The 21690-nt window shown below is 59.4% G+C and carries 21 protein-coding genes; 10 read left to right on the plus strand and 11 right to left on the minus strand.

The genetic code is table 11. The features are described from left to right. The first annotated feature begins 45 nt into the window (after positions 1–45). Positions 46–495 carry an EVE domain-containing protein gene (locus tag HBH25_RS08040; protein ID WP_168083279.1) on the plus strand — a complete coding sequence of 150 codons (450 nt, stop codon included), beginning with the start codon at positions 46–48 and terminating at the stop codon, positions 493–495. A 91-nt stretch (positions 496–586) separates the two neighbouring features. Here the strand turns inward: HBH25_RS08040 and HBH25_RS08045 are convergent, their stop codons facing one another. The 5 genes from HBH25_RS08045 to ubiD form a co-directional block, all read right to left on the minus strand. After that, on the minus strand, positions 587–1822 hold the full coding sequence (locus tag HBH25_RS08045; RefSeq protein ID WP_168083281.1) for a glutamate carboxypeptidase: 1236 nt from the start codon (positions 1820–1822) through the stop codon (positions 587–589). A gap of 143 nt (positions 1823–1965) precedes the next feature. After that, on the minus strand, positions 1966–2379 hold the full coding sequence (locus tag HBH25_RS08050; protein WP_168083283.1) for a flagellar basal body-associated protein FliL: 414 nt from the start codon (positions 2377–2379) through the stop codon (positions 1966–1968). A gap of 188 nt (positions 2380–2567) precedes the next feature. Then, positions 2568–3266, minus strand: a complete 699-nt coding sequence (locus HBH25_RS08055; protein ID WP_168083285.1) for a gamma-glutamylcyclotransferase — start codon at positions 3264–3266, stop codon at positions 2568–2570. Between the two features lie 84 nt (positions 3267–3350). Further along, entirely contained in the window at positions 3351–4319 is a 969-nt protein-coding gene (locus HBH25_RS08060) for a CDP-6-deoxy-delta-3,4-glucoseen reductase (RefSeq protein ID WP_168083287.1), read from the minus strand. After that, positions 4319–5785 (minus strand): 4-hydroxy-3-polyprenylbenzoate decarboxylase, encoded by a 1467-nt coding sequence (gene ubiD, locus HBH25_RS08065; protein WP_168083289.1) that lies wholly within the window; start codon positions 5783–5785, stop codon positions 4319–4321. The genes HBH25_RS08060 and ubiD overlap by 1 nt, the downstream gene beginning before the upstream one ends. Positions 5786–6033: 248 nt before the next feature. Here ubiD and zapE point away from each other — a divergent pair, with 248 nt between their 5' ends. Together zapE and HBH25_RS08075 are read left to right on the plus strand one after the other, a co-directional pair. Beyond that, positions 6034–7110 (plus strand): cell division protein ZapE, encoded by a 1077-nt coding sequence (gene zapE / locus HBH25_RS08070; protein ID WP_168083291.1) that lies wholly within the window; start codon positions 6034–6036, stop codon positions 7108–7110. Positions 7111–7221: 111 nt separating this feature from the next. Next, positions 7222–7983: a sulfite exporter TauE/SafE family protein gene (locus HBH25_RS08075; RefSeq protein WP_168083293.1), complete on the plus strand. Its 762-nt coding sequence runs from the start codon at positions 7222–7224 to the stop codon at positions 7981–7983. A 63-nt stretch (positions 7984–8046) separates the two neighbouring features. Here the strand turns inward: HBH25_RS08075 and rho are convergent, their stop codons facing one another. Together rho and trxA are read right to left on the minus strand one after the other, a co-directional pair. Next, positions 8047–9306, minus strand: coding sequence for a transcription termination factor Rho (gene rho / locus HBH25_RS08080; RefSeq protein WP_168083295.1), 1260 nt, complete (start codon positions 9304–9306; stop codon positions 8047–8049). 235 nt (positions 9307–9541) lie between these two features. Further along, the gene (gene trxA / locus HBH25_RS08085; protein WP_168083297.1) at positions 9542–9871 is read right to left on the minus strand and encodes a thioredoxin TrxA; all 330 of its coding nucleotides are present in this window, start codon (positions 9869–9871) and stop codon (positions 9542–9544) included. Positions 9872–10179: 308 nt separating this feature from the next. On the opposite strand from trxA, the gene HBH25_RS08090 reads away from it, so the two are divergent. The 5 genes from HBH25_RS08090 to ppx all read left to right on the plus strand — a co-directional run bounded on the left by HBH25_RS08090 (position 10180) and on the right by ppx (position 14613). Continuing rightward, a complete protein-coding gene (locus tag HBH25_RS08090; protein WP_168083299.1) occupies positions 10180–10962 on the plus strand; it encodes a transporter substrate-binding domain-containing protein in 783 nt (260 codons plus the stop codon). A 33-nt stretch (positions 10963–10995) separates the two neighbouring features. Continuing rightward, positions 10996–11661: an amino acid ABC transporter permease gene (locus HBH25_RS08095; RefSeq protein ID WP_168083301.1), complete on the plus strand. Its 666-nt coding sequence runs from the start codon at positions 10996–10998 to the stop codon at positions 11659–11661. Further along, positions 11658–12308, plus strand: coding sequence for an amino acid ABC transporter permease (locus tag HBH25_RS08100; protein ID WP_178088901.1), 651 nt, complete (start codon positions 11658–11660; stop codon positions 12306–12308). Before HBH25_RS08095 ends, HBH25_RS08100 begins: the two co-directional genes overlap by 4 nt. After that, a complete protein-coding gene (locus HBH25_RS08105; RefSeq protein ID WP_168083305.1) occupies positions 12295–13026 on the plus strand; it encodes an amino acid ABC transporter ATP-binding protein in 732 nt (243 codons plus the stop codon). The genes HBH25_RS08100 and HBH25_RS08105 overlap by 14 nt, the downstream gene beginning before the upstream one ends. A gap of 84 nt (positions 13027–13110) precedes the next feature. Next, positions 13111–14613, plus strand: a complete 1503-nt coding sequence (ppx, locus tag HBH25_RS08110; RefSeq protein WP_168083307.1) for an exopolyphosphatase — start codon at positions 13111–13113, stop codon at positions 14611–14613. Here ppx and ppk1 read toward each other — a convergent pair. Then, the gene (gene ppk1 / locus HBH25_RS08115; RefSeq protein ID WP_168083309.1) at positions 14600–16813 is read right to left on the minus strand and encodes a polyphosphate kinase 1; all 2214 of its coding nucleotides are present in this window, start codon (positions 16811–16813) and stop codon (positions 14600–14602) included. The two genes, ppx and ppk1, sit on opposite strands and share 14 nt — an antisense overlap. A gap of 311 nt (positions 16814–17124) precedes the next feature. On the opposite strand from ppk1, the gene HBH25_RS08120 reads away from it, so the two are divergent. Beyond that, positions 17125–17727 (plus strand): DedA family protein, encoded by a 603-nt coding sequence (locus tag HBH25_RS08120; protein WP_168083311.1) that lies wholly within the window; start codon positions 17125–17127, stop codon positions 17725–17727. A 2-nt stretch (positions 17728–17729) separates the two neighbouring features. Here HBH25_RS08120 and HBH25_RS08125 read toward each other — a convergent pair whose 3' ends face one another. Beyond that, on the minus strand, positions 17730–18362 hold the full coding sequence (locus HBH25_RS08125) for a LysE family transporter (RefSeq protein ID WP_168083313.1): 633 nt from the start codon (positions 18360–18362) through the stop codon (positions 17730–17732). A gap of 59 nt (positions 18363–18421) precedes the next feature. Further along, positions 18422–20332, minus strand: coding sequence for an ATP-binding cassette domain-containing protein (locus HBH25_RS08130; protein WP_168083315.1), 1911 nt, complete (start codon positions 20330–20332; stop codon positions 18422–18424). A 49-nt stretch (positions 20333–20381) separates the two neighbouring features. Here HBH25_RS08130 and HBH25_RS08135 point away from each other — a divergent pair, with 49 nt between their 5' ends. After that, positions 20382–20828 carry a TIGR02444 family protein gene (locus HBH25_RS08135; protein WP_168083317.1) on the plus strand — a complete coding sequence of 149 codons (447 nt, stop codon included), beginning with the start codon at positions 20382–20384 and terminating at the stop codon, positions 20826–20828. On the opposite strand, the gene HBH25_RS08140 is transcribed toward HBH25_RS08135, so the two are convergent. Further along, positions 20825–21556, minus strand: a complete 732-nt coding sequence (locus tag HBH25_RS08140; protein WP_168083319.1) for an AlgP family protein — start codon at positions 21554–21556, stop codon at positions 20825–20827. The genes HBH25_RS08135 and HBH25_RS08140 overlap by 4 nt on opposite strands. Between the last annotated feature and the right edge of the window lie 134 nt (positions 21557–21690).

Below are 21690 nucleotides of genomic sequence, written 5' to 3' on the forward strand. Positions count from 1 at the left end.
CCTGTAACCTTTCCTTGATAAAGCCCGCTTGAAGGATCGCCAAACATGGCCTATTGGCTGATGAAATCAGAGCCCGAAGAATTGTCCGTCCAAAGCCTCGCATCACTGGGCAACGCTCGGTGGGATGGGGTGCGCAACTATCAGGCCCGCAACTTCATCCGTGCCATGCAGCCTGGTGATCTGTTCTTTTTCTACCATTCCAGCTGCCCTGAACCTGGTATCGCGGGGATTGCGCGCGTTGACAGCCTGCCCTACCCCGACCCCACCGCACTGGCTCCAGATAGCCCCTATCACGACCCAAAAGCTTGCGAGCTTAAAAACCCGTGGCTATCAGTCGACGTTAGTTGTCAGCAGGTGTTCCCCTCGGTACTTGGCTTAGGGGTGCTCAAGCAGCAGGTAGCACTTGAAGAACTTGCGCTGGTGAAAAAAGGCAGCCGCCTGTCGGTGATGCCAGTGACAGAGGCGCAGTGGGAAGCGGTGATAGGGTTGGTTTAGCGTACAGCGCAAACTCAACGTCCTTCAAAAAGCTAGAGGAAGGCGTGGGGGCGCCTGATCTACATTGGGCAATGCCCCCACTAAGGTTGGGTTACTTAGACAACTCCATCAACATCCGTGTCAGCAGATACACTCGCGGCACCACGCTTTCTACCTCCGCATACTCTTCAGGCGTGTGGATATTGCCGCCCACAATGCCAAAGCCGTCCAGGGTAGGAACGCCGACCGCGGCGGCCAGGCTGGCATCCGCAGCACCGCCGGTGCCTTCTACGGTCAGCTTGCGCCCCAGCTCACCGTAGATGCCTTGGGCCATGGCCACTAGCTTGTCGCTCGCGGGGGTTTGCGGCATGGGCGGCAAGCCGCGCTCCAGGCGAGTGGTCACCTGGGTATCTGCAATAAGCTTGTCAGCAGAGACCCGAGCCAGGTCTTTTTCCACCCGGTCGAATTCTTCCGGCACGGCCGCCCTTACATCCGCCTTGGCCACGGCGTGGTCGGGAATCACATTGATACGATCCCCCGCATTGATGACGGTGAAATTGACCGTGGTTTTTTTCTCGGCATCACCCAACTGGCCCAGTTGGAGGATCTGATGCGCCGCTTCCATGGCCGCATTGCGGCCCAATTCAGGCGCAACGCCAGCGTGGGAAGCCTTGCCAGTCACTTCCACCACCGCCGTGGCGCTGCCCTTGCGCCATACCACTAGGCCGTCCGCAGGCCGACCGGGCTCCAGGTTGAGCACCACATCATGGGTTTTGGCAACCTTCTGAATCAAGGCGCTGGCCGCCTCGGAGCCTGTTTCCTCACTGGCGTCGAGCAGCAGCGTGATCTGGCCGTAATCCTTGAAGTTGGACTCCTTGAGAATCTGCAAGGCCTGGAGCGCGACCACGATACCGCCTTTGTCGTCCATTACCCCCGGCCCGTAAGCGCGCCCGTCTTTGATATGGAAGGGCCTTGCTGCGGCCGAACCCTCCTTGAACACAGTATCCATGTGGGCCAGCAACAAGATGTTAGCCTTGCCCGTACCTTTTAAAGTGGCAACCAGGTGCTGGCTTTTATCAGGTGCCGTGTTGGGAAAGGTTTCGATGCTGGCGCCCAGCTTTTTCAGCTCCGCCTCAACCAGGGTGCGGACTTGGGTAAGGCCGGGCTCATAGCCAGAGCCTGAGTCGATGTTGACCAGTTGTTCCAACAACTTGAGGGCCGGATCCTTCAAGTGCTCTGCTGCCTGTTGCACTTTGGCGTCGACGGCAGCCTGCACCGGTAATACGGCCAGGGACATGGCCAGTGCCAAGGCGGACAGCAGCAGACGGTTGGATGGCGGCAACGGCATAGGTAACTCCTTGAATTGAAATGTATCTGAACTGTAGACGGTCTTATTCAGATCGCACGTTTCAGCCATTCAAGGGTGTTATCAGGCCTCAGGTGAGGCAGCACAGGCTTCGATGCGAAGCCTGTGTAAAGGGAAAGCGCGCCTTACTGCACAATCAGGTTATTGAACAGCAAGTCCTCGACCACCGGCTTCCCTTCCTCGTCATTCAATACCTGCTGGGTTTGCTTCAAGGCCTGCTGGCGCAGCGCTTCCTTGGCATCCCCAGAGCCCATCGAATCCATGGTTTGCTGGTTGAACAGCTGCACCAGTTGGTTGCGGATCAAAGGCTCGTGGTGCTTCACTGCTGCCAGGGCCTCGGGGCCTGTGACTTTAAAGGCGATGTCGGCCTTGTACACATGCAACCGAGGCCCGCCGTCCATGGCGTAATTGCCAACCAGAGGCGGGGCCAGTGAGTAGTAGACAACCTTGGGCGGGCCTTCCTTGGACTCCCCGCCTTCTTCAGCGTGGGCGGCGAAGGGAAGACACACAGCCAGCAATACAGCGATCCAGGGTTTCACAGCGTTGATTCCTCATTCTATGCGCGGCAGGCACAGCAATTATGGGCAGCGACCAGATGCGGCCGCCCGTGCAAGGTCGGGCTTGCCTACACTATCGGCCACTACCTGCAAAGGAATAGCCCAAGATCGCGTAATTGTGCAAAGCCTTTGGCGATACACACAACATTCGGGCAAACGCGCGGCGTGATTCAGGTGGGCTGAGTACCTTGTACACACCCTGGTGGAATAGCACTGGCAGGCGTCAGTGCCATTTCCAGCCAACGCTTGAACCGCGCTTCCAGGTTTCGGTCAGGCATAGCGTGGGAGCGCAGTGCCGTGATGGTTTGCTCCACGTAGTCGCGGCAACTGCCAGACCGCCCGCACGCACTGGCCAACACCTGCACCAGCAGGTCGTCAGGCAGGTTGCCGGCATAGGTGGGCAGGTGGCGCTCAAGCACAAAGCCCAGTGCCTGGACCTTGCTTCCGTCCTCCAGCCGGCAGGTGAGCCAGTGAGGGCGGTAAGAGGGATAGGGCATCTCACGCTTCCACAGGGCCATCAGTGACGCCTGCAGGTGCTCGTCATGCAGCCGGTAGGCAAACCCGGTGCAGGAGCCACCACGATCCAGGCCAAACACCAGGCCAGGTTTCTGTGGTGTGCCACGGTGCTCTTGTGACCACAGATACAGCCCGCGGTGGTAGCCATGTACCCGCGCGCGGCGCCGTTCGACACTGTTACATTCCGGTCGCCAGATCAACGACCCGTAGGCAAACAGCCATACCGGCCCACCCGCGTGCTGGCTCATGGTTGCGGCCAGCGAGCAGGCCAGCTCTTCATCGCTCAGTTGCGGTGTATCAAGGATGGGTGGGTACGCGGTTGGGTACGCAAGGGCAGGTTCGAGTGCCGACATGGAAAAACCCCGGAAGTTCCAGACTGCTTCCCCGTCACTCTAACCGAAGCACGCTGCCAAGGGAGTACCGGCCATCGCGACAGCTCAAGCGCGAGGGGCGTAGGCAAATACATCCGCGCGCATCTGGTGCGCATCCATGCCTGCATCCACAAGGGCATCCAGGGTGGCATAAACCATGGCCGGCGAACCGCTGGCATACACCTGCACGGTCGTCAGGTCCGGGATGTCTTCCCTTACGGCTTCATGCAACAGCCCACAACGCCCTTCCCAACCACATGGGTCACTGACCACCTTGTGCAGGAACAGGTTAGGCAGGTTTTCCCATTCGCCCCATTGATCGACCTGGTAGAAGTCCTCTACCCGCCGCACGCCCCAATACAGATGAACCGGATAGTGAAAGCCCTTGGCGCGGCAATGCTCGATCAGGCTGCACATCTGCGCCATACCCGTACCCGCGGCGATCAGTACCAACGGCTGGTCTGGCAGCGCTGCCAGATGAGTATCACCATAAGGCAGCTCCACTTGGGCCAGGCCTTCCCGTTGCAGTTGAGCGAGCAGTTTGAGCGCACCCTCCTCGCGCCCCAGGATATGCAGCTCCAGCGCACGGCCACTGTGGGGAGCGGAGGCAATGGAAAATGCCGCTTTGTCAGCGCCGTTGCGCTCCATCAGCAAGTACTGCCCGGCATGGTAGCGAGGGAGCTTCCCAGCCGGTACCTGCAACCGCACGCGCCATACGTCTCCGCCTACCTGCGTGCATTCCGTCACCTGGCAGGCGAGCCTTCGTAAGGGCAGCTCGCCCCGCAGCAGCACGCCGTCCCATAGCACCACACAATCGTCCAGGGGCGTAGCCACGCAGGTATACAGCTCGCCATGGTCGCGCACCTGCCCCTCCTGAGAGACCCGGCCCTCGACCAACAGGGCCGCACACACGTGGCAATTACCATTACGGCAACTGTGAGGGCAGTCATAGCCCAGGCGCCGGGCGGCATCGAGGATGTGCTCACCAACCTGCACGTCCAATACGGCGCCCGAAGGCTGCAAGGTTACGCGCATCAGTCTATTCCCAGCTGATTCCAGAGTTCGTCCACACGGCGGGTAATCGCAGGGTCCTTCTCAATCACCCTGCCCCATTCCCGGGTGGTTTCCCCTGGCCACTTGTGGGTGGCATCCAGGCCCATCTTCGAGCCCAGGCCGGACACCGGTGAAGCGAAGTCCAGGTAATCGATGGGCGTATTGTCGATCAGCACCGTGTCGCGTTTGGGGTCCATGCGGGTGGTCACGGCCCAGATCACATCGTTCCAGTCCCGGGCATTGATGTCGTCGTCGGTGACGATCACGAACTTGGTATACATGAACTGGCGCAGGAATGACCACACCCCCAGCATCACCCGCTTGGCATGGCCGGGGTACTGCTTCTTGATGGTCACGACCGCCATGCGGTATGAGCACCCTTCTGGTGGCAGGTAAAAGTCGACAATTTCCGGGAACTGCTTTTGCAGAATGGGCACGAACACTTCGTTCAGCGCCACGCCCAGGATTGCAGGCTCGTCTGGTGGCCGGCCGGTATAGGTGCTGTGATAGATAGGCCGTGTACGGTGGGTGATACGCTCCACTGTAAATACCGGGAAGCGATCGACTTCGTTGTAATAGCCGGTGTGGTCGCCGTAGGGGCCTTCATCGGCCATCTCACCAGGGTGAATCACGCCTTCAAGCACGATTTCTGCACTGGCCGGCACCTGCAAGGTATTGCCACGGCACTTGACCAGTTCGGTGCGGTGGCCGCGCAGCAGGCCGGCGAATGCGTATTCGGACAGGCTGTCCGGCACTGGCGTGACGGCGCCCAGAATAGTCGCAGGGTCTGCGCCCAGCGCCACGGCCACCGGGAACGGTTCGCCCGGATGCTTCTCACACCATTCCCGGTAATCCAGTGCGCCGCCACGGTGGCTGAGCCAGCGCATGATGACCTTGTTGCGGGCGATCACCTGCTGCCGGTAGATACCCAGGTTCTGCCGTTCCTTGTTGGGCCCTCGGGTAACCGTAAGCCCCCAGGTGATCAGCGGGGCTACATCGCCTGGCCAGCAGTGCTGAACAGGCAGCGCGCCCAGGTCCACGTCTTCGCCTTCGATCACGACGTCATGGCAGGCAGCGTCTTTAAGCACCTTGGGCGCCATGGAGATGATTTTCTTGAAAATCGGCAGCTTGGACCAGGCGTCTTTCAACCCCTTGGGTGGCTCCGGCTCTTTGAGAAAGGCCAGCAGCTTGCCGATTTCGCGCAGCTCACTGACCGATTCGGCACCCATACCAAGCGCCACGCGCCCCGGTGTGCCAAACAGGTTGCCCAGCACCGGCATGCTATGCCCCACCGGGTTTTCAAACAGCAGCGCCGGGCCCTGCTTGCGCAGGGTACGGTCGCAGATTTCAGTCATTTCCAGCACCGGCGACACCGGCACTGCGATGCGTTTCAATTCTCCGCGCTGCTCTAGCTGCTGCACGAAGTCCCGCAGGTCCTTGAATTCCATCGCCCAGATCACACCACAAAAGAGGCGCCTAGCTTACCCGCTATACCTTGCCTGTGCGCAACCCCTTGGTGCATAGGTGTGATAGGCGTGCTTGGCTTTCAAGTGCAGCGCGCGTAAAGCTAGCGAGAGCGCCCGTCGATACTCGCACCTGGAAAATGCCGAACACAGGTAGCTTGTCAGGCTCCGACAACTGTTCCTCTGCCTCGGCTGCGCCTACTATTCAGCACCGCTCTTCGATAGGCTCAACGATGAAACATGGCACCCCTGGAAACGACGTTATAGCCGCCATTGAGCAGGCCGCCCATGCCAAGGGGTACACGCTCGATACCTATCAAGTTGCCGTGGCGCAACGCCTGGGCGCTCTAACCCAGAAGCTGCTCAAGCCGTCGCTGCTGATGCGGCTCGGGCAAGGGATACCGCAGGGGCTATACCTCTGGGGGCCGGTAGGCCGTGGCAAGAGCTTTATGCTGGACGCCTTTTTTGCAGCCGTTCCTCTGCAGCAAAAGCGTCGCGTGCATTTCCATGCATTTTTTCGAGAGTTCCACCAGCGGATGTTCGATCACGGTGCCACCCGCAATGCCGTAGGCATGGCACTGGATGGCCTGCTTGGCGATTGCCGATTGCTGTGCTTTGACGAGTTTCACTTGCACGACATTGGCGATGCCATGCTCATGAGCCAATTGTTCAGAGCATTGTTCAACCGCAGATGCGTTGTGGTTATAACCTCTAACTACCCGCCTGAAGGCCTATTGCCGAACCCGCTCTATCATGAGCGCTTTTTGCCGACTATCCAGCTGATCGAACAGCATCTGGAGGTGCAGCCCGTAGCGGGCGATACGGACTATCGTGCCTCCAGCAACGCCTCGGCAGACGCTTTCAACCAAGGTGCCTTTATCTGCCCTGGCACGGCAAGGCAGCGGCAAAGCCTTGGGCTACCTGACGGGCCTGTGATAACCGAAACCCTTACAGTCAACCGCCGCCCACTGACTGGCCTGGCACTGGACGAAAGCACCGTGTACTTCACGTTTGTAGACCTATGTGAGGCCGACTCGGCCACAATCGACTACCTGGCGCTGGTTGACCGTTACGCGCGTTGGATTATCGATGCCGTCCCTAGGCTTTCTACCGCCAGTGCCGCCGGGCAACAGCGTTTCTTGAACCTCATAGACGTGCTGTACGACAGGCGCTCCGTGCTTTTTTTGATCAGCGAGGTGCCCCTCTCTCAAATGATGGACGATTGTGAGTCGGGAGACCTGGCGCGGACCCGTAGCCGTGTGAGTCAGCTTCGTGAGACTTGCCAAGCCATGCCAGACACAGCGCCTTGAATCACAGCCGCAAAAAAGCCGTAACTTGGATCCTTTAACGCTTGCACAATAAGTTTCGCCTTATTAGGATCCCAAAGCGAATTAGCCCTATAACAATAAAGGATTCGTGCGATGAGTGATGGGTTGACCATCGGCTTGGGCCCTTATGCCTTGATTTTTGCCACCCTGCTGGTCGCTTACGTGATTTTTGGTATTGCAGGTTTTGGCACCGCTTTAGTGGCAAGCCCTGTACTGGCAGTGTTCATCCCTGTTGCCAAGATTGTCCCTTTGCTGGCGTTGATGGACTTGTTTGCGGCATTGGTGAATGTAAGCCGTGATGGGCGCAATGCTGATTGGAGTGAGTTGCGGCGGCTTGTGCCCATGATGATCCTGGGCAGCCTGATAGGTGCGGCAATTCTTCTGACCACCCGCCCAGAACACCTTCTACCGGCGCTAGGCATTTTCGTCACGGCCTATGCGCTGTACTCCCTTAGCGGGTTTAAACCTCAGCGTAGCTTCAATGCCGCCGCAGCCTACCCCTTCGGTTCGATTGGCGGCATCTTCAGTGCCTTGTTTGGCAGTGGTGGGTTTATCTATGCGATCTACCTTAGCGGCCGGCTCCCCACCAAAGAGGCCATGCGCATCACTCAAACAACACTCATCGGCCTAAGCACCCTTACCCGTGTTGTGCTGTTTGCACTTGCCGGCGTGTACCTCGATACCAGCCTGTTGTGGCTAGTGCTCTTCCTCGCGCCTGGCATGCTGATCGGCGTGACTGTGGGCAGACGCATCACACTCACTATGTCCCGAGAGCAGTTTCTCAAAGTGATCAATGTCGTTGTACTTGTTTCCGGTATTGCTTTGATCGCTCGCTATTACGCCTACCCAGCCTAGCGGTACATTTTCGCAAAGTACAAAAAACGGCGCCCTAAGGCGCCGTTCTTTTGAAACGCACTGTTACTTGCGCTTCATCGACAAGAAGAACTCGTCGTTGGTTTTGGTCTGCTTGAGTTTGTCCGTGAGGAACTCGATGGCAGCGATCTCATCCATCGGGTGCAGCAGCTTGCGCAGAATCCACATGCGCTGCAATTCGTCGTCAGCGGTCAGCAACTCTTCGCGGCGGGTGCCGGAGCGGTTGATATTGATGGCCGGGAATACACGCTTTTCAGCAATACGGCGATCGAGCGGCAGCTCCATGTTGCCCGTACCCTTGAATTCCTCGTAGATCACTTCGTCCATCTTCGAGCCGGTTTCAACCAGCGCGGTGGCGATAATGGTCAGCGACCCGCCTTCCTCAATGTTCCGCGCCGCGCCAAAGAAGCGCTTTGGCTTCTCAAGGGCGTGGGCATCCACACCACCGGTCAGTACCTTGCCGGAGCTTGGAATCACGGTGTTGTAGGCACGCGCCAGGCGGGTGATGGAGTCCAGCAGGATGACCACATCCTTCTTGTGCTCGACCAGGCGCTTGGCCTTCTCGATCACCATCTCGGCCACTTGCACGTGGCGGGTTGGCGGCTCGTCGAAGGTGGACGCAACCACTTCGCCGCGCACGGTACGCTGCATTTCGGTTACTTCTTCCGGGCGCTCGTCGATCAGCAGAACGATGAGGTGGCACTCAGGGTTGTTACGGGTGATATTCGCGGCGATGTTCTGCAGCATGATGGTTTTGCCAGCCTTGGGCGGCGCAACGATCAGGCCGCGCTGGCCTTTACCGATAGGTGCACACAGGTCGATCACGCGGCCGGTGAGGTCTTCGGTGGAACCATTACCGGCTTCCATCTTCAAGCGCTTGTTGGGGAACAACGGTGTCAGGTTTTCGAAGAGAATCTTGTTCTTCGCGTTTTCCGGACGGTCGTAGTTGATGGTGTCGACCTTCAGCAGGGCGAAGTAACGCTCGCCTTCCTTCGGCGGGCGAATCTTGCCCACGATGGTGTCACCGGTGCGCAGGTTGAACCGGCGGATCTGGCTCGGCGAGACGTAGATGTCATCCGGCCCTGCCAGGTAGGAGGCGTCTGCGGAACGGAGGAAGCCGAAACCGTCCTGGAGGATCTCCAGCACGCCGTCACCGGATATCTCCTCGCCACTTTTGGCGTGCTTTTTCAGCAGGGAGAAAATCACATCCTGCTTACGAGAGCGGGCCATGTTTTCGATGCCCATCTGTTCGGCCATTTCGAGCAGGTCGGTGATCGGCTTTTGCTTGAGTTCAGTCAGGTTCATAGAGGGAATGACGTGTTCTGTATGGAGGGAATAAGCATTTGGGCTTAGAGAGGCCGCGCCGGGAAGAGGCGATAGGATCGCGCACAAATTCGAATTGGAATGCGTCGGCGACGACTTGCAGGGGGCACTAGAGAGGCTAGTGCGAGGCCGAATTTAACACCTGATCGCAGGCCCGTCTAGTCGGCAGAATGAAAAACCCCGCGAAGTGCGGGGCCTTGTGCAGCAGATGCAAACATCAGATGTTCGCGTCGATGAAGGCTGCGAGCTGGGACTTGGACAAGGCGCCTACCTTGGTAGCCGCCACTTCGCCGTCTTTGAACAGCATCAGGGTAGGAATGCCACGCACGCCATGCTTGGCTGGGGTTTGCTGGTTTTCGTCAATGTTGAGCTTGGCAACGGTCAGCTTGCCTTCGTATTCCGAAGCAACGGCGTCCAGCACAGGCGCGATCATTTTGCACGGGCCGCACCATTCAGCCCAGTAGTCGACCAGCACAGGGCCTTGGGCCTTGAGTACGTCAGCCTCGAACGAGGCATCGCTTACGTGTTTGATCTTGTCGCTGCTCATTAAAATCTCCTGGTCACGACCTTGAAAAGTTGGGTACATCATAGCTCTCTACGGTTGTAACCGGAAGCTAAGGGCTATTGAGTCTACCTATGGCCTGCAAGCATTTAACTTATGACCGAGCCCCTGCAAAAAAATGCACTGTGAACGATCACTGCCTTTAAAACACTGGTGCGCAAGCACCACGGCAGAGCACCTGCTTGGCAGCATCAGGCTTGTGGCAAGGCTTGGCGCCTTTTCGTAGGGGCCCTAAATGCACTGGCATGCCCTGTGCAACGGCCGCTCCATCCTGGCCCATATTGGAGCACCCCATGCTCAAAGGTTGTATTTCACTGTTCGCTGCCACCGTATTCGCTTGCTCGCTCACCCAGATCGCTCATGCAGATGGCTTGGCCGACATCACCGAGCGCGGCACGCTACGCGTGGCGGTACCACAGGATTTCCCACCCTTTGGTTCAGTGGGCCCTGACATGAAGCCCCGCGGCCTGGACATCGATACTGCCCAGTTGCTGGCCCAACGGTTGAATGTGAAGCTGGAACTGACCCCGGTGAACAGCACCAACCGCATTCCCTTCCTGACCACCGGCAAGGTTGACCTGGTGATTTCCAGCCTAGGGAAAAACCCTGAGCGTGAGCAGGTGATCGATTTTTCCAACGCTTATGCGCCCTTCTACCTGGCCGTGTTCGGCCCGCCAGATACCGCTGCTGCCAACCCTGACGACCTTAAGGGCAAGACCATCAGTGTTACCCGGGGGGCTATCGAGGACATCGAACTGAGCAAGGTGGCCCCCGAAGGCGTCACCATCAAACGCTTCGAGGACAACAATTCCACCATCGCCGCCTACCTGGCCGGGCAAACCGACCTGATCGCCAGCGGCAACGTGGTGATGACCGCCATTACCGAACGCAACCCCAAGCGGGTTCCCGCCCTTAAGTTCAAGCTCAAGGACTCGCCTGTGTATGTGGGCGTGAACAAGAACGAGCCGGCGTTGCTGGCCAAAATCAATGACATCATCGCAGCAGCAAAAGCTGACGGTAGCCTCAACAAGAATGCCATGACCTGGCTCAAGCAGCCGCTGCCTGCCGACCTCTGATGGCGCGCTGCGCCGGCTGACCAAGGACGCCCCATGGCTTATCACTTCGACTTCACGCCAGTGCTGCAAGCCGCTCCGCTGTTGTTCAAGGGCGCGGGAGTTACCCTGGCACTTACGGCAACTGGCGCGGTATGTGGCCTGGCCTTGGGCATCCTAGGTGGCGTGGCTCGGGCCTGGAAGGTAAAGCCGCTAGCGGGCATTTTTGCGGTCTATGTAGAGGCTATTCGCAATACGCCCTTTCTGGTGCAGCTGTTTTTCATCTTCTTCGGGCTGCCTTCGTTGGGCGTTCACATCAGCGAATGGCAGGCTGCAACCTTGGCGATGATCATCAACCTGGGCGCTTACAGTACCGAGATCATCCGTGCAGGTATCCAGGCCGTGCCCCACGGGCAACTGGAAGCGGCAGCAGCGTTGGCACTGACCCGAGCCGAGGCCTTCCGGCATGTGATACTGCGGCCCGCCCTTGCCAAGGTGTGGCCAGCGTTGAGCAGCCAGATCATTATCGTGATGCTCGGCTCGGCCGTGTGTTCGCAGATTGCGACCCAAGAGCTCAGCTTTGCAGCCAACTTCATTCAATCGCGCAATTTCCGAGCATTCGAAACCTACCTGCTGACCACCTTGCTGTACCTGTTGCTGGCCATTGGCGTGCGCTGGGCACTGGCATGGCTGGGGCGATACCTGTTCAAAGGGGCCCGCTGATGGACTTCACGTTCTGGGACATCGCTCGCAACCTGCTCACGGGCCTGCAATGGAGCCTGCTGCTGTCACTGCTAGCCTTCATCGGTGGTGGCGTACTGGGCTGGCTGGTGCTGCTGGCACGCGTCTCTACCCATACCTTTCCTCAGGCACTGGCCACTGTATTCATCGAAGTGTTCCAGGGCACACCTTTACTGATGCAGCTGTTTCTAGTGTTTTTCGGGGTTGCTCTGCTGGGCGGCGACATATCCCCTTGGATGTCCGCTGCTATCGCACTCACGTTGTTTACCGCCGCCTACCTGGCCGAAATCTGGCGCGGCTGTGTAGAGGCCATTCCGGGCGGCCAGTGGGAAGCCTCTGCCAGCCTGGCCCTTACTCGCTACGAGCAATTGCGCCACGTGGTGCTTCCCCAGGCCTTGCGCATTGCCGTTGCGCCAACGGTGGGCTTTTCCGTTCAGGTGGTCAAAGGCACGGCCGTGACCTCCATTATCGGCTTCACCGAGCTCACTAAAACCGGCAGCATGCTGGCCAATGCCACCTTTGAACCGTTCATGGTGTATGGCCTGGTTGCCCTAGGTTATTTCTGCCTGTGCTTCCCGCTCTCGTTGTTCGCTCGCTATCTGGAAAGGAGGCTGCATGCCGCTACTTAGAGTGACTGCCCTGCACAAATACTATGGCGACCACCACGTACTCAAAGGGATCGACCTTAGCGTAGAAGAAGGCCAGGTGGTGGCAATCATCGGGCGCAGTGGCTCGGGCAAAAGCACGCTGTTACGCACCCTCAACGGGCTGGAAACCATCAATGACGGCGTTATCGAGGTAGATGGCCATTACCTGGATGCCGCCCGTGCCGATTTACGCGCGCTTCGCCAGACGGTTGGCATGGTGTTCCAGCAGTTCAACCTGTTCCCGCACCTGAGCGTGGGGGAAAACGTCATGCTTGCGCCCCAAGTGGTGCGCAAGGTCAGCAAAGCAGCAGCCCGCGCCCTGGCCCGTGACATGCTGGAACGAGTAGGCCTTGCAGACAAGTTCGATGCCTTTCCAGATCGCCTGTCAGGGGGCCAGCAACAGCGCGTAGCTATTGCGCGAGCGCTGGCCATGTCGCCAAAGGTATTGTTGTGCGACGAAATCACCTCGGCGCTGGACCCAGAATTGGTGAACGAGGTGTTGAGCGTGGTCCGGCAGCTCGCCAAGGACGGCATGACGCTGATCATGGTGACCCATGAAATGCGCTTTGCCCGAGAGGTAGGGGACAAACTGGTCTTCATGCACCAGGGCCGGGTTCATGAAAGCGGCGATCCCCGGCAGCTGTTCGCCGCACCAGGCACACCCGAGCTGGCCCATTTCCTAGGGCAAGGGGCGCAATGAGGGTGGCCGCCTAAAACCGGGTGCCGTTGGCGAAGCACGCGGATCGTGGCAGGATGCACAGGTTATCGACCGAGAACCTCGAACATGCCGCCACTCAAGCCGACGAACCTGTCACTCATTGCTGCGATTGACCTGGGGTCCAACAGCTTTCACATGGTTGTGGCCAAACCGGTCCAAGGCGAAATTCGTATCCTTGAACGGCTCGGCGAAAAGGTCCAGTTGGCTGCTGGCATAGACGACCAGCGCCAGTTGAGCGAAGAGTCCATGCAACGCGGGCTGGACTGCCTCAAACGTTTTGCGCAGCTGATCAATGGCCTGCCTTTGGGCGCTGTGCGTATCGTAGGCACCAACGCTCTGCGTGAAGCACGTAACCGCGGTGAGTTCATCCGCCGCGCCGAAGCGCTGCTGGGCCATCCGGTGGAGGTGATTTCAGGCCGTGAAGAAGCCCGCCTGATCTACCTGGGTGTGTCGCATACCTTGGCCGACACCCCCGGCAAACGCTTGGTAACGGACATTGGCGGTGGCAGCACCGAGTTCATCATTGGCCAGCGCTTCGAGCCACTGATTCGCGAAAGCCTGCAAATGGGCTGCGTGAGCTTTACCCAGCGCTATTTCCGCGATGGCAAGATTACCCCAGCCCGCTATGCACAAGCCTACACGGCCGCACGCCTGGAAATCATGGGCATCGAAAATGCCCTGCATCGATTGGGTTGGGATGAAGCCATCGGCTCGTCAGGCACCATTCGGGCCATTGGCGCCGCCATCAAAGCCGCGGGGCTAGGCTCGGGTGAGGTGAACGCTGAAGGGCTGGCCTGGCTCAAGCGCAAGGTATTCAAGCTAGGCGATATTGAAAAGATCGACTTCGACGGGCTCAAGCCCGATCGCCGCGCTATCTTCCCCGCAGGGCTGGCCATTTTGGAAGCCATCTTCGACAGCCTTGAGCTGCAACGCATGGATCACTGCGAAGGCGCCTTGCGCGAAGGGGTGCTGTATGACCTGATGGGCCGCCATGGCCATGAGGATGTGCGTGAGCGCACCTTGAGCTCGCTCATGGACCGCTACCATGTGGACCTGGGCCAGGCCGCACGCGTAGAACAGAAAGCGCTGAGCGCGTTCGACCAGGTAGCGGATGCTTGGGGGCTGGAGGACGGCGTATGGCGAGACCTGCTGGGCTGGGCGGCGAAGGTGCACGAGGTGGGCCTGGACATCGCCCACTACCATTACCACAAGCACGGTGCCTACCTGATCGAGCATTCCGACCTGGCCGGTTTTTCCCGGGAAGATCAGCATATGCTGGCACTGCTGGTGCGCGGCCATCGCCGCAACATTCCTCGCGAGCGCTTCGCCGAATTTGGTGAAGACGGCAATAAGCTGATCCGGCTATGCGTGCTGCTGCGCTTTGCCATTCTGTTCCACCACATCCGCGGCACCCAGGAAATGCCCCAGGTGCAGCTCCAGGCGGGTAAAGATACCCTGGACGTGGCATTCCCTGCCGGGTGGCTGGAAAACAACCCGTTGACCCAGGCCGACTTCGCCCTTGAGGCCGAGTGGCTGACCCGGGTCGGGTTCACCCTTACCGTACGGTAAGGGGTTGGTTGCTGAGCCGATCGAGCAACGTGACCTGTGCATTGCGGGGGTTCTGGTTGCCGGTTGGCGTTTGACGTACGTAGGTGCCGTCCGGCTGTAGAATCCAGGCGTGCGTATTGTCCGTCAGGTAGGCCTCCACCTCCTTCTTCACCCGCGTGATCAGCTTTTTGCCCTCTACCGGGAAGCAGGTTTCCACTCGCCGGTCCAGGTTACGCTCCATCCAGTCAGCACTGGACAGGTACAGCTGCTCTTCCCCTCCGTTGAGGAAATAGAACATGCGGGTGTGTTCCAGGAACCGGCCGATGATCGAGCGCACATGAATGTTATGGGAAACCCCTGGCACGCCAGGCCGCAGGCAGCACATGCCACGCACGATCAGGTCGATCCGCACGCCGGCCTGGCTGGCCTTGTACAGCGCGCGGATGATCTTGGCATCGGTAAGCCCGTTGAACTTGGCCACGATGTGCGCAGGCTTGCCGTCTACAGCAAACTGGGTTTCCCGCGCGATCATGTCCAGCATGCCTTTTTTGAGGGTGAAAGGCGCATGCAAGAGCTTTTTCATGCGCAAGGTTTTACCCATGCCGATCAACTGCGTGAACAGTTTACCCACGTCTTCGCACAGGGCGTCGTCGGATGTCAGCAAGCTGTAGTCGGTGTACAGCCGTGCGTTACTGGCGTGGTAGTTACCAGTCCCCAAGTGCGCATAGCGAACAATTTCGCCTGCCTCGCGCCGTAGGATCAGAATCATCTTGGCGTGCGTCTTGAAACCGACCACGCCGTAGATCACCACCGCACCTGCTGCCTGCAGCCGGCTGGCCATTTGCAGGTTGGACTCTTCGTCAAAGCGCGCGCGCAGTTCGATCACGGCCGTGACTTCCTTGCCACTACGTGCCGCGTCTACCAAGGCATCTACGATTTCCGAGTTGGCCCCGCTACGGTACAGGGTTTGCCGGATAGCCAGAACATGAGGGTCCTTCGCGGCCTGACGCAGCAGGTCCACGACCGGTGTGAAGGACTCGAAAGGGTGCAACAGCAGAATGTCTTGCTTGCTGATCACGCTAAAAATGTTTTCAGCGTTCTGCAGCAGCTTGGGTATGGCCGGCGTGAACGGCACGTGCTGCAATTCAGGGTGGCTATCCAGGCCCGTGATGCTGAACAGGCGCGTAAGGTTGACCGGCCCGTTGACCTGGTACAGCTCTGACTCAGCCAGGTTGAACTGTTTGAGCAAATAGTCCGACAGGTGCTTGGGACAGGTATCGGCCACCTCCAGGCGTACTGCATCTCCGTAACGGCGCGAGAACAACTCGCCACGCAGAGCGCGCGCAAGGTCTTCCACATCTTCGGAATCCAGTGACAGGTCGGCGTTTCGGGTCAGGCGGAACTGGTAGCACCCTTTCACCTTCATGCCTTGGAACAGGTCGTCAGCATGGGCATGAATCATGGAGGACAGGAACACGAAGTTGTCGCCCACACCGCCCACGTCCTCTGGCACCTTGATTACGCGCGGCAGCAGGCGCGGCGCTGGAATAATGGCCAGGCCTGAGTCTCGCCCGAAGGCGTCAACGCCCTCCAGCTCCACAATGAAGTTCAGGCTCTTGTTCACCAGCAGCGGGAACGGGTGAGTCGGGTCCAATCCGATAGGCGTGATGATGGGAGCAATTTCATCACGGAAATAGCGCCGCACCCACGCTTTGAGCTTGGGCGTCCAATGGCGGCGGCGAATAAACCGTACCTGATGTTTTTCAAGCTCGGGCAATAGAATGTCGTTGAGAATCGCGTATTGCCGGTCCACTTGAACATGCACCAGCTCGCTGATGCGGGCAAGCGCCTGGTGAGGCTGCAGGCCATCGGCACCTGCCTGCTCACGGGCAAAGGTGATCTGCTTCTTGAGCCCGGCTACGCGGATTTCGAAGAACTCATCCAGGTTGCTGGAAAAGATCAATAGAAACTTGAGGCGCTCAAGCAAGGGGTAGCTTTCGTCCAGTGCCTGCTCAAGGACGCGAATGTTGAACTGCAGCTGGGACAGTTCCCGATGGCTGTACAACACAGGGTCGTCCAGGCCCGGAATGGCCATGACGGGCACGGCTGGCGCTGCCTCCAGGGGTGCTTCGAGCGGCATCTCGGCCACGATGTCCTGCAAGGGTTCGGTCACAGGTTGAGCCTCTTCTACGACCAGATCGGGGAGCGCTTCATTATTCATGTGAATATCCTGAAGGGCCAGAGGCCCGGGGGCAATGGGCGGCACACACTGCAATGTCGTTAGCCACAGTGACGATGGCTTGCAGGCCAAGGTCACGGCCGCCAGCGAGCGGGCGCCAAGCAAGCGTGCAATTGCCGTCGGAGACGAACCGGGCTGTTATAAGGCCAGCCTGTGACAACCGCATGACAGCCACGTATTGATAGACGTAGAGCGTCTGCAGGCCTCAATGTTCACGTCGAGACACATATCGACACTTTCATGAAGTTCTCTTAAGGGTTAGGCTGCGCGTTCATTTCGCCAGCATCTTGAAAATGCTCCATCAATTTCTCAACGATTTCGGCTACCTGGCCCTGTTCCTGGGGACCTTCTTCGAAGGCGAAACCATCCTGGTGCTTGCCGGGTTTCTCGCGTTTCGCGGATACATGGACATCAACCTGGTGATGCTGGTGGCCTTCTTCGGCAGCTATGCCGGCGATCAGCTGTGGTATTTCCTGGGCAGGCGCCATGGCCGGCGGCTGCTGGCCCGCAAGCCGCGTTGGCAAACCCTGGGGGATCGTGCGCTGGAGCATATCCGCAAGCACCCAGACCTGTGGGTGCTTTCCTTCCGGTTCGTTTATGGGCTGCGCACTGTGATGCCTGTCGCCATCGGGCTGTCCGGCTATCCACCACGCCGTTACCTGCTGCTCAATGGCATCGGTGCCGCTGTTTGGTCCATCGCCCTGGGCCAGGCGGCGTATCACTTCGGCTCGGTGCTAGAGCGTTTGCTGGGCAGTGTAAAGAAGTACGAGCTTTGGGTACTCGGCATTCTGCTATTACTGGGCGTGGGCCTATGGATCACCCGCCGCATCAAGGCCGCCCGCATTGCACGCAAGGCTGAACAGGCCGGCAAGCTACCTGAGCCTCCGGCTCAATAAGCCTACAGTGGTGCTCGACGCAGCGTTGCCAGGAAGGTAGCAGCGCCTATGAAAAGGCCCGCGAACGTGCGGTTAAGGCGCTGCTGCTGCCGTGGGGTACGCATCAGGCGCAGCACCTTCGAAGCCAGGCCTGTATAACCCGCCATCACAATCAAATCGACGGTCACCATGGTGGCCCCTATGATCAGATACTGGGCAAGCAGCGGGGCCTGCGGGTCAATGAACTGGGGCAACACGGCCAGCATGAACACCAAGGCTTTGGGATTGCTTACATTTACCAGAAACCCGCGAAGCACCAGGCTGGTGCGGCTGCTGCCCACCACTGGGGTTGAGTCGCCCTGCATGTCCATGGGTGCGGCACGCCATTGGCGTATCGCAAGGTACAGCAGGTAAAACACCCCAAACCATTTGATCACAGTAAAGGCTGTAGCGGAGGCTGCCAGAATGGCACCCACCCCTGCCGCGACCACAGCAATTTGCAAGGCCAACCCTAGCTGAAGGCCCAATGCGTTCCAGTATCCCCTGCCAAAGCCATATCGCAGGCCAGAACTCATTGAAGCAATAGCACCCGCGCCGGGGGATAGACTGATTACCCAACTGGCGGCCAGAAACGCCAACCATGTGTGCCACGCCATGAAATACCTCCTGTACCGTGGGTAAGCTTGCTTATTGAAGCAAGGGCACTGCCTGAACGTCAGCTAAGTTGTTCCAGCTCACCTTGCAGGGTTTCCAGCAGCTCTAGCGCCGCCATCCAGTCTTCCTCAAGGCGGCCTTCCTCTACCTTGAGGGAGGCCTGGCGAGCAAGCAGCGTCTTGAGTTCATCCTTCTGCGCCGCTTCGTACACGGCGCTGTCACCCAGCCGAGCTTCTATGCGGGCCAGCTCCTCGTGTACGGTACCCAAACGGGCTTCCAACCGATCCGCTTCACGCTTGTGTGGCGCCAATTGTTGGCGCAGGGCAGCCGCCGCCTGGCGCTGGGCCTTTTTATCCAGGCCGTTACCGTTGCTTGAAGGCGCGGAGGTGGGCGCATGGCGTTGGCGGTAATCCACCAGCCACCGAGCGTAATCGTCCAGATCGCCGTCGAAGGGCTCCACACGGCCTTCGGCAACCAGCATGAAGTCGTCTGTAGTGCTCTTGAGCAGGTGTCGGTCGTGAGACACCACCAAGACCGCACCACCGAACTCCTGCAAGGCCATGGTCAGCGCCAGGCGCATTTCCAGATCCAGGTGGTTGGTGGGTTCGTCGAGCAGCAGTAGGTTCGGGCGGCCCCAGGCAATCAGCGCCAATGCCAGGCGAGCTTTCTCGCCCCCTGAGAAATTGAGTACGGGCTCGTCAATGCGCGCGCCACGGAAATCGAAGCCGCCCAAGAAATCCTTCAGCGTTTGTTCGCGCTCGGCCGGGGCCAGGCGCTGCATATGCAGCAAGGGGCTGGCTTTGCCGTCCAGCGAGTCCAGCTGGTGCTGAGCGAAATAGCCAACCTCAAGGTTTTCACCCCGCCGCAGCTCTCCGCCCAAAGGTGAGAGTTCGCCTGCCAGGTTCTTGATCAGGGTGGATTTACCCGCGCCGTTTGGCCCCAAGAGGCCAATGCGCGCGCCCGGCACGAGCTGCAGCTTCACCTTTTCCAGCACCACCTTGGTGTCATAACCCAGGCGTGCGTCGGACAAGTCCAGCAAGGGGCTGGACAGCTTGTGGGCTTCGCGGAAGATAAACTCGAAGGGAGAGTCCACATGGGCTGCGGAAATCTCTTCCATGCGTTCCAGGGCCTTGATCCGGCTTTGAGCTTGCCGCGCCTTGGTCGCCTGCGCCTTGAACCGCGCAATGTACTTTTCCATGTGTGCACGGCGGGCTTGCTGCTTCTCGTACACCACCTGCTGCTGCGCCAGGCGCTCGGCCCGGGCACGCTCGAAGGCCGTGTAACCACCCCGGTAAAGCGTAAGCTTGCGCTGGTCCACGTGGGCAATGTGGTCAACCACGGCGTCCAGGAAGTCGCGGTCGTGAGAAATCAGCAGCAAGGTACCGGGATAGCCCTTTAGCCATTCCTCAAGCCACAGGATCGCATCCAGGTCCAAGTGGTTGGTGGGTTCGTCGAGCAGCAATAGGTCCGATGGGCACATCAGGGCCTGGGCCAGGTTCAGACGCATCCGCCAGCCACCGGAGAAGTCGCCCACGGGCTGGTCCATCTGTGTATTGCTGAACCCCAGCCCGGCCAGCAGCTTGCGCGCCCTTGCATCGGCGGTATAGCCGTCGGCAGCGTCCAGCTCAGCATGAGCGCGGGCCAGCGCCGTGCCCTCCTGAGAGGCTTCGGCAGCCGCCAGCTCGGCCTGGATAGCGCGCAGGCGCTGGTCCCCATCGAGCACGTAGTCCACGGCGATACGGTCAAGTGTATCGATTTCCTGGCGCATGTGAGCGATGCGCCAGTCTGGCGGCAGGTTGCAACTGCCGGCGTCAGGCGCAAGTTGGCCGCGCAACAGGGCGAAAAGGCTGGACTTGCCGGCGCCATTGGCACCGATGAGCCCGGCTTTTTGACCGGCGTGCAGGGTCAGCTCGGCGCCTTCTAGCAAGCGCTGCGGGCCACGTTGTAAAGTAAGGTTCTGAATTCGGATCATAATGGCGGCGGAGTTTACCAGCTTCCCTGCAAACTGGCGTGGGCTGACGATGCACAATGAGCTTTGGCAGTATGCCTGTAGGATGTATGCATTGCCTGGGGTGGAAACCGCCTGCCTCGAACTTCAGGCCACTGGCGCTAACGTATGCCTGGCCTTATGTGCACTGTGGCTGGAGCACCGGCAAGTCAGGTGGTCAGGCGCCGGTGCCGACACGTTGGAGAATCTCGCGAACACCTGGGCCGAGGCTGTCGTAAACCCGCTCAGGGCGCTACGTCAGGGCTGGCGTGCTGACGCCCAGCGCGATGCCGCACTGGGCTCGATCAGGAACGAAGTGAAACGCCTGGAGCTTGAAGCTGAGCACGTGCTGCTGCAACGCCTGGAGCAGGCTACTGCAGGCTGGCCCAGCGGCCCTTCTGCAGACCCGGCCTGGTTGGCCTGGGCAGTGGCGGACGTGAACGCCCGCCTTGCGCTACGTGAGGCTATTGCACAGCGTTAGCCGTTCGCAGGCCCGTCATTCCCACCGGTAGGCGCTTCAGAGGCTGTGACCTTGCCAGCGACCGGTTTGGGAGCAGAAGCGGCCGCCCGTGGCTTGCGCGGGGCGCGCTTGGTGAGCGCTGCGGCAGCAGGAGCGTTCGTAACCTCCTCACCTGAATGAACAGCGGTTGCCAAGGCCGCCTTGCGTACAGCAGGCCTGCGCCCTGCGGGCTTGATAGCTGGCACAGGCACCGAATCAGTGGCGGGGGTGGCAGGTGTTGCCGCAGCAGCCTGGGGTACTGCCTTGCGGGCAGGCGCAACGGAGGGTGGAACTGTGGCGCCTTTGGCATTGCGTTTATCAAGGGCTTGCGCCACGGCTTCACGCACTTTGCCAACACCTTGGGCAAGCGCCAGGCCGGCCTGCACATCATTCTTGAGCTCGCCAATGTACTGCCGGGTTTCACGCTGACGCCGTTGCAGATCGTCCAAGGCATTTTCCAGCACATCTACATTAGCGCGCGCCTTTGACTGCGCTTTGGCCTTACCCGCAGCGGCAGCCTCTTCGACACGCGCGCGCTGCTTATGAAGTTTTTCTTGCACCTTGGTCCGCTGCTTTTCGAGCTTGGCAAGGACCTTTTCGGCATCAGTCAGGGCCTGTGTACAGGCGTCTTCAAAATGGTCTAACAAACTGGCAGTCAGTTGCTGAAGCAGGTGCAACGGTGTGCTTACGGGCTTCTTCTTAGCCGACATGATGTTCCTCCTGACTGGGTGGCCTTGCATGGTATGCCTACCGGTCCCAGCTCGCCAGCAAGCAACGGATAATTTTACGTGACAGCCTGCTGGCGTCAGGCAATGCATGCCAAAGGTGGCAACCCTGGCCAGAG

It is taken from the genome of Pseudomonas quercus (genome assembly GCF_012033695.1).
Classification (GTDB): Bacteria; Pseudomonadota; Gammaproteobacteria; order Pseudomonadales; family Pseudomonadaceae; genus Aquipseudomonas; species Aquipseudomonas quercus.

Excerpts from the sequence above, each read along its gene's own strand:
- HBH25_RS08040 (WP_168083279.1), top strand. The coding sequence starts at position 46 with ATGGCCTATTGGCTGATGAAATCAGAGCCCGAAGAATTGTCCGTCCAA.
- HBH25_RS08045 (WP_168083281.1), bottom strand. The coding sequence starts at position 1,822 with ATGCCGTTGCCGCCATCCAACCGTCTGCTGCTGTCCGCCTTGGCACTG.
- HBH25_RS08055 (WP_168083285.1), bottom strand. The coding sequence starts at position 3,266 with ATGTCGGCACTCGAACCTGCCCTTGCGTACCCAACCGCGTACCCACCC.
- HBH25_RS08060 (WP_168083287.1), bottom strand. The coding sequence starts at position 4,319 with ATGCGCGTAACCTTGCAGCCTTCGGGCGCCGTATTGGACGTGCAGGTT.
- ubiD (WP_168083289.1), bottom strand. The coding sequence starts at position 5,785 with ATGGAATTCAAGGACCTGCGGGACTTCGTGCAGCAGCTAGAGCAGCGC.
- zapE (WP_168083291.1), top strand. The coding sequence starts at position 6,034 with ATGAAACATGGCACCCCTGGAAACGACGTTATAGCCGCCATTGAGCAG.
- HBH25_RS08075 (WP_168083293.1), top strand. The coding sequence starts at position 7,222 with ATGAGTGATGGGTTGACCATCGGCTTGGGCCCTTATGCCTTGATTTTT.
- rho (WP_168083295.1), bottom strand. The coding sequence starts at position 9,306 with ATGAACCTGACTGAACTCAAGCAAAAGCCGATCACCGACCTGCTCGAA.
- trxA (WP_168083297.1), bottom strand. The coding sequence starts at position 9,871 with ATGAGCAGCGACAAGATCAAACACGTAAGCGATGCCTCGTTCGAGGCT.
- HBH25_RS08090 (WP_168083299.1), top strand. The coding sequence starts at position 10,180 with ATGCTCAAAGGTTGTATTTCACTGTTCGCTGCCACCGTATTCGCTTGC.
- HBH25_RS08095 (WP_168083301.1), top strand. The coding sequence starts at position 10,996 with ATGGCTTATCACTTCGACTTCACGCCAGTGCTGCAAGCCGCTCCGCTG.
- HBH25_RS08105 (WP_168083305.1), top strand. The coding sequence starts at position 12,295 with ATGCCGCTACTTAGAGTGACTGCCCTGCACAAATACTATGGCGACCAC.
- ppx (WP_168083307.1), top strand. The coding sequence starts at position 13,111 with ATGCCGCCACTCAAGCCGACGAACCTGTCACTCATTGCTGCGATTGAC.
- ppk1 (WP_168083309.1), bottom strand. The coding sequence starts at position 16,813 with ATGAATAATGAAGCGCTCCCCGATCTGGTCGTAGAAGAGGCTCAACCT.
- HBH25_RS08120 (WP_168083311.1), top strand. The coding sequence starts at position 17,125 with ATGCTCCATCAATTTCTCAACGATTTCGGCTACCTGGCCCTGTTCCTG.
- HBH25_RS08125 (WP_168083313.1), bottom strand. The coding sequence starts at position 18,362 with ATGGCGTGGCACACATGGTTGGCGTTTCTGGCCGCCAGTTGGGTAATC.
- HBH25_RS08130 (WP_168083315.1), bottom strand. The coding sequence starts at position 20,332 with ATGATCCGAATTCAGAACCTTACTTTACAACGTGGCCCGCAGCGCTTG.
- HBH25_RS08135 (WP_168083317.1), top strand. The coding sequence starts at position 20,382 with ATGCACAATGAGCTTTGGCAGTATGCCTGTAGGATGTATGCATTGCCT.
- HBH25_RS08140 (WP_168083319.1), bottom strand. The coding sequence starts at position 21,556 with ATGTCGGCTAAGAAGAAGCCCGTAAGCACACCGTTGCACCTGCTTCAG.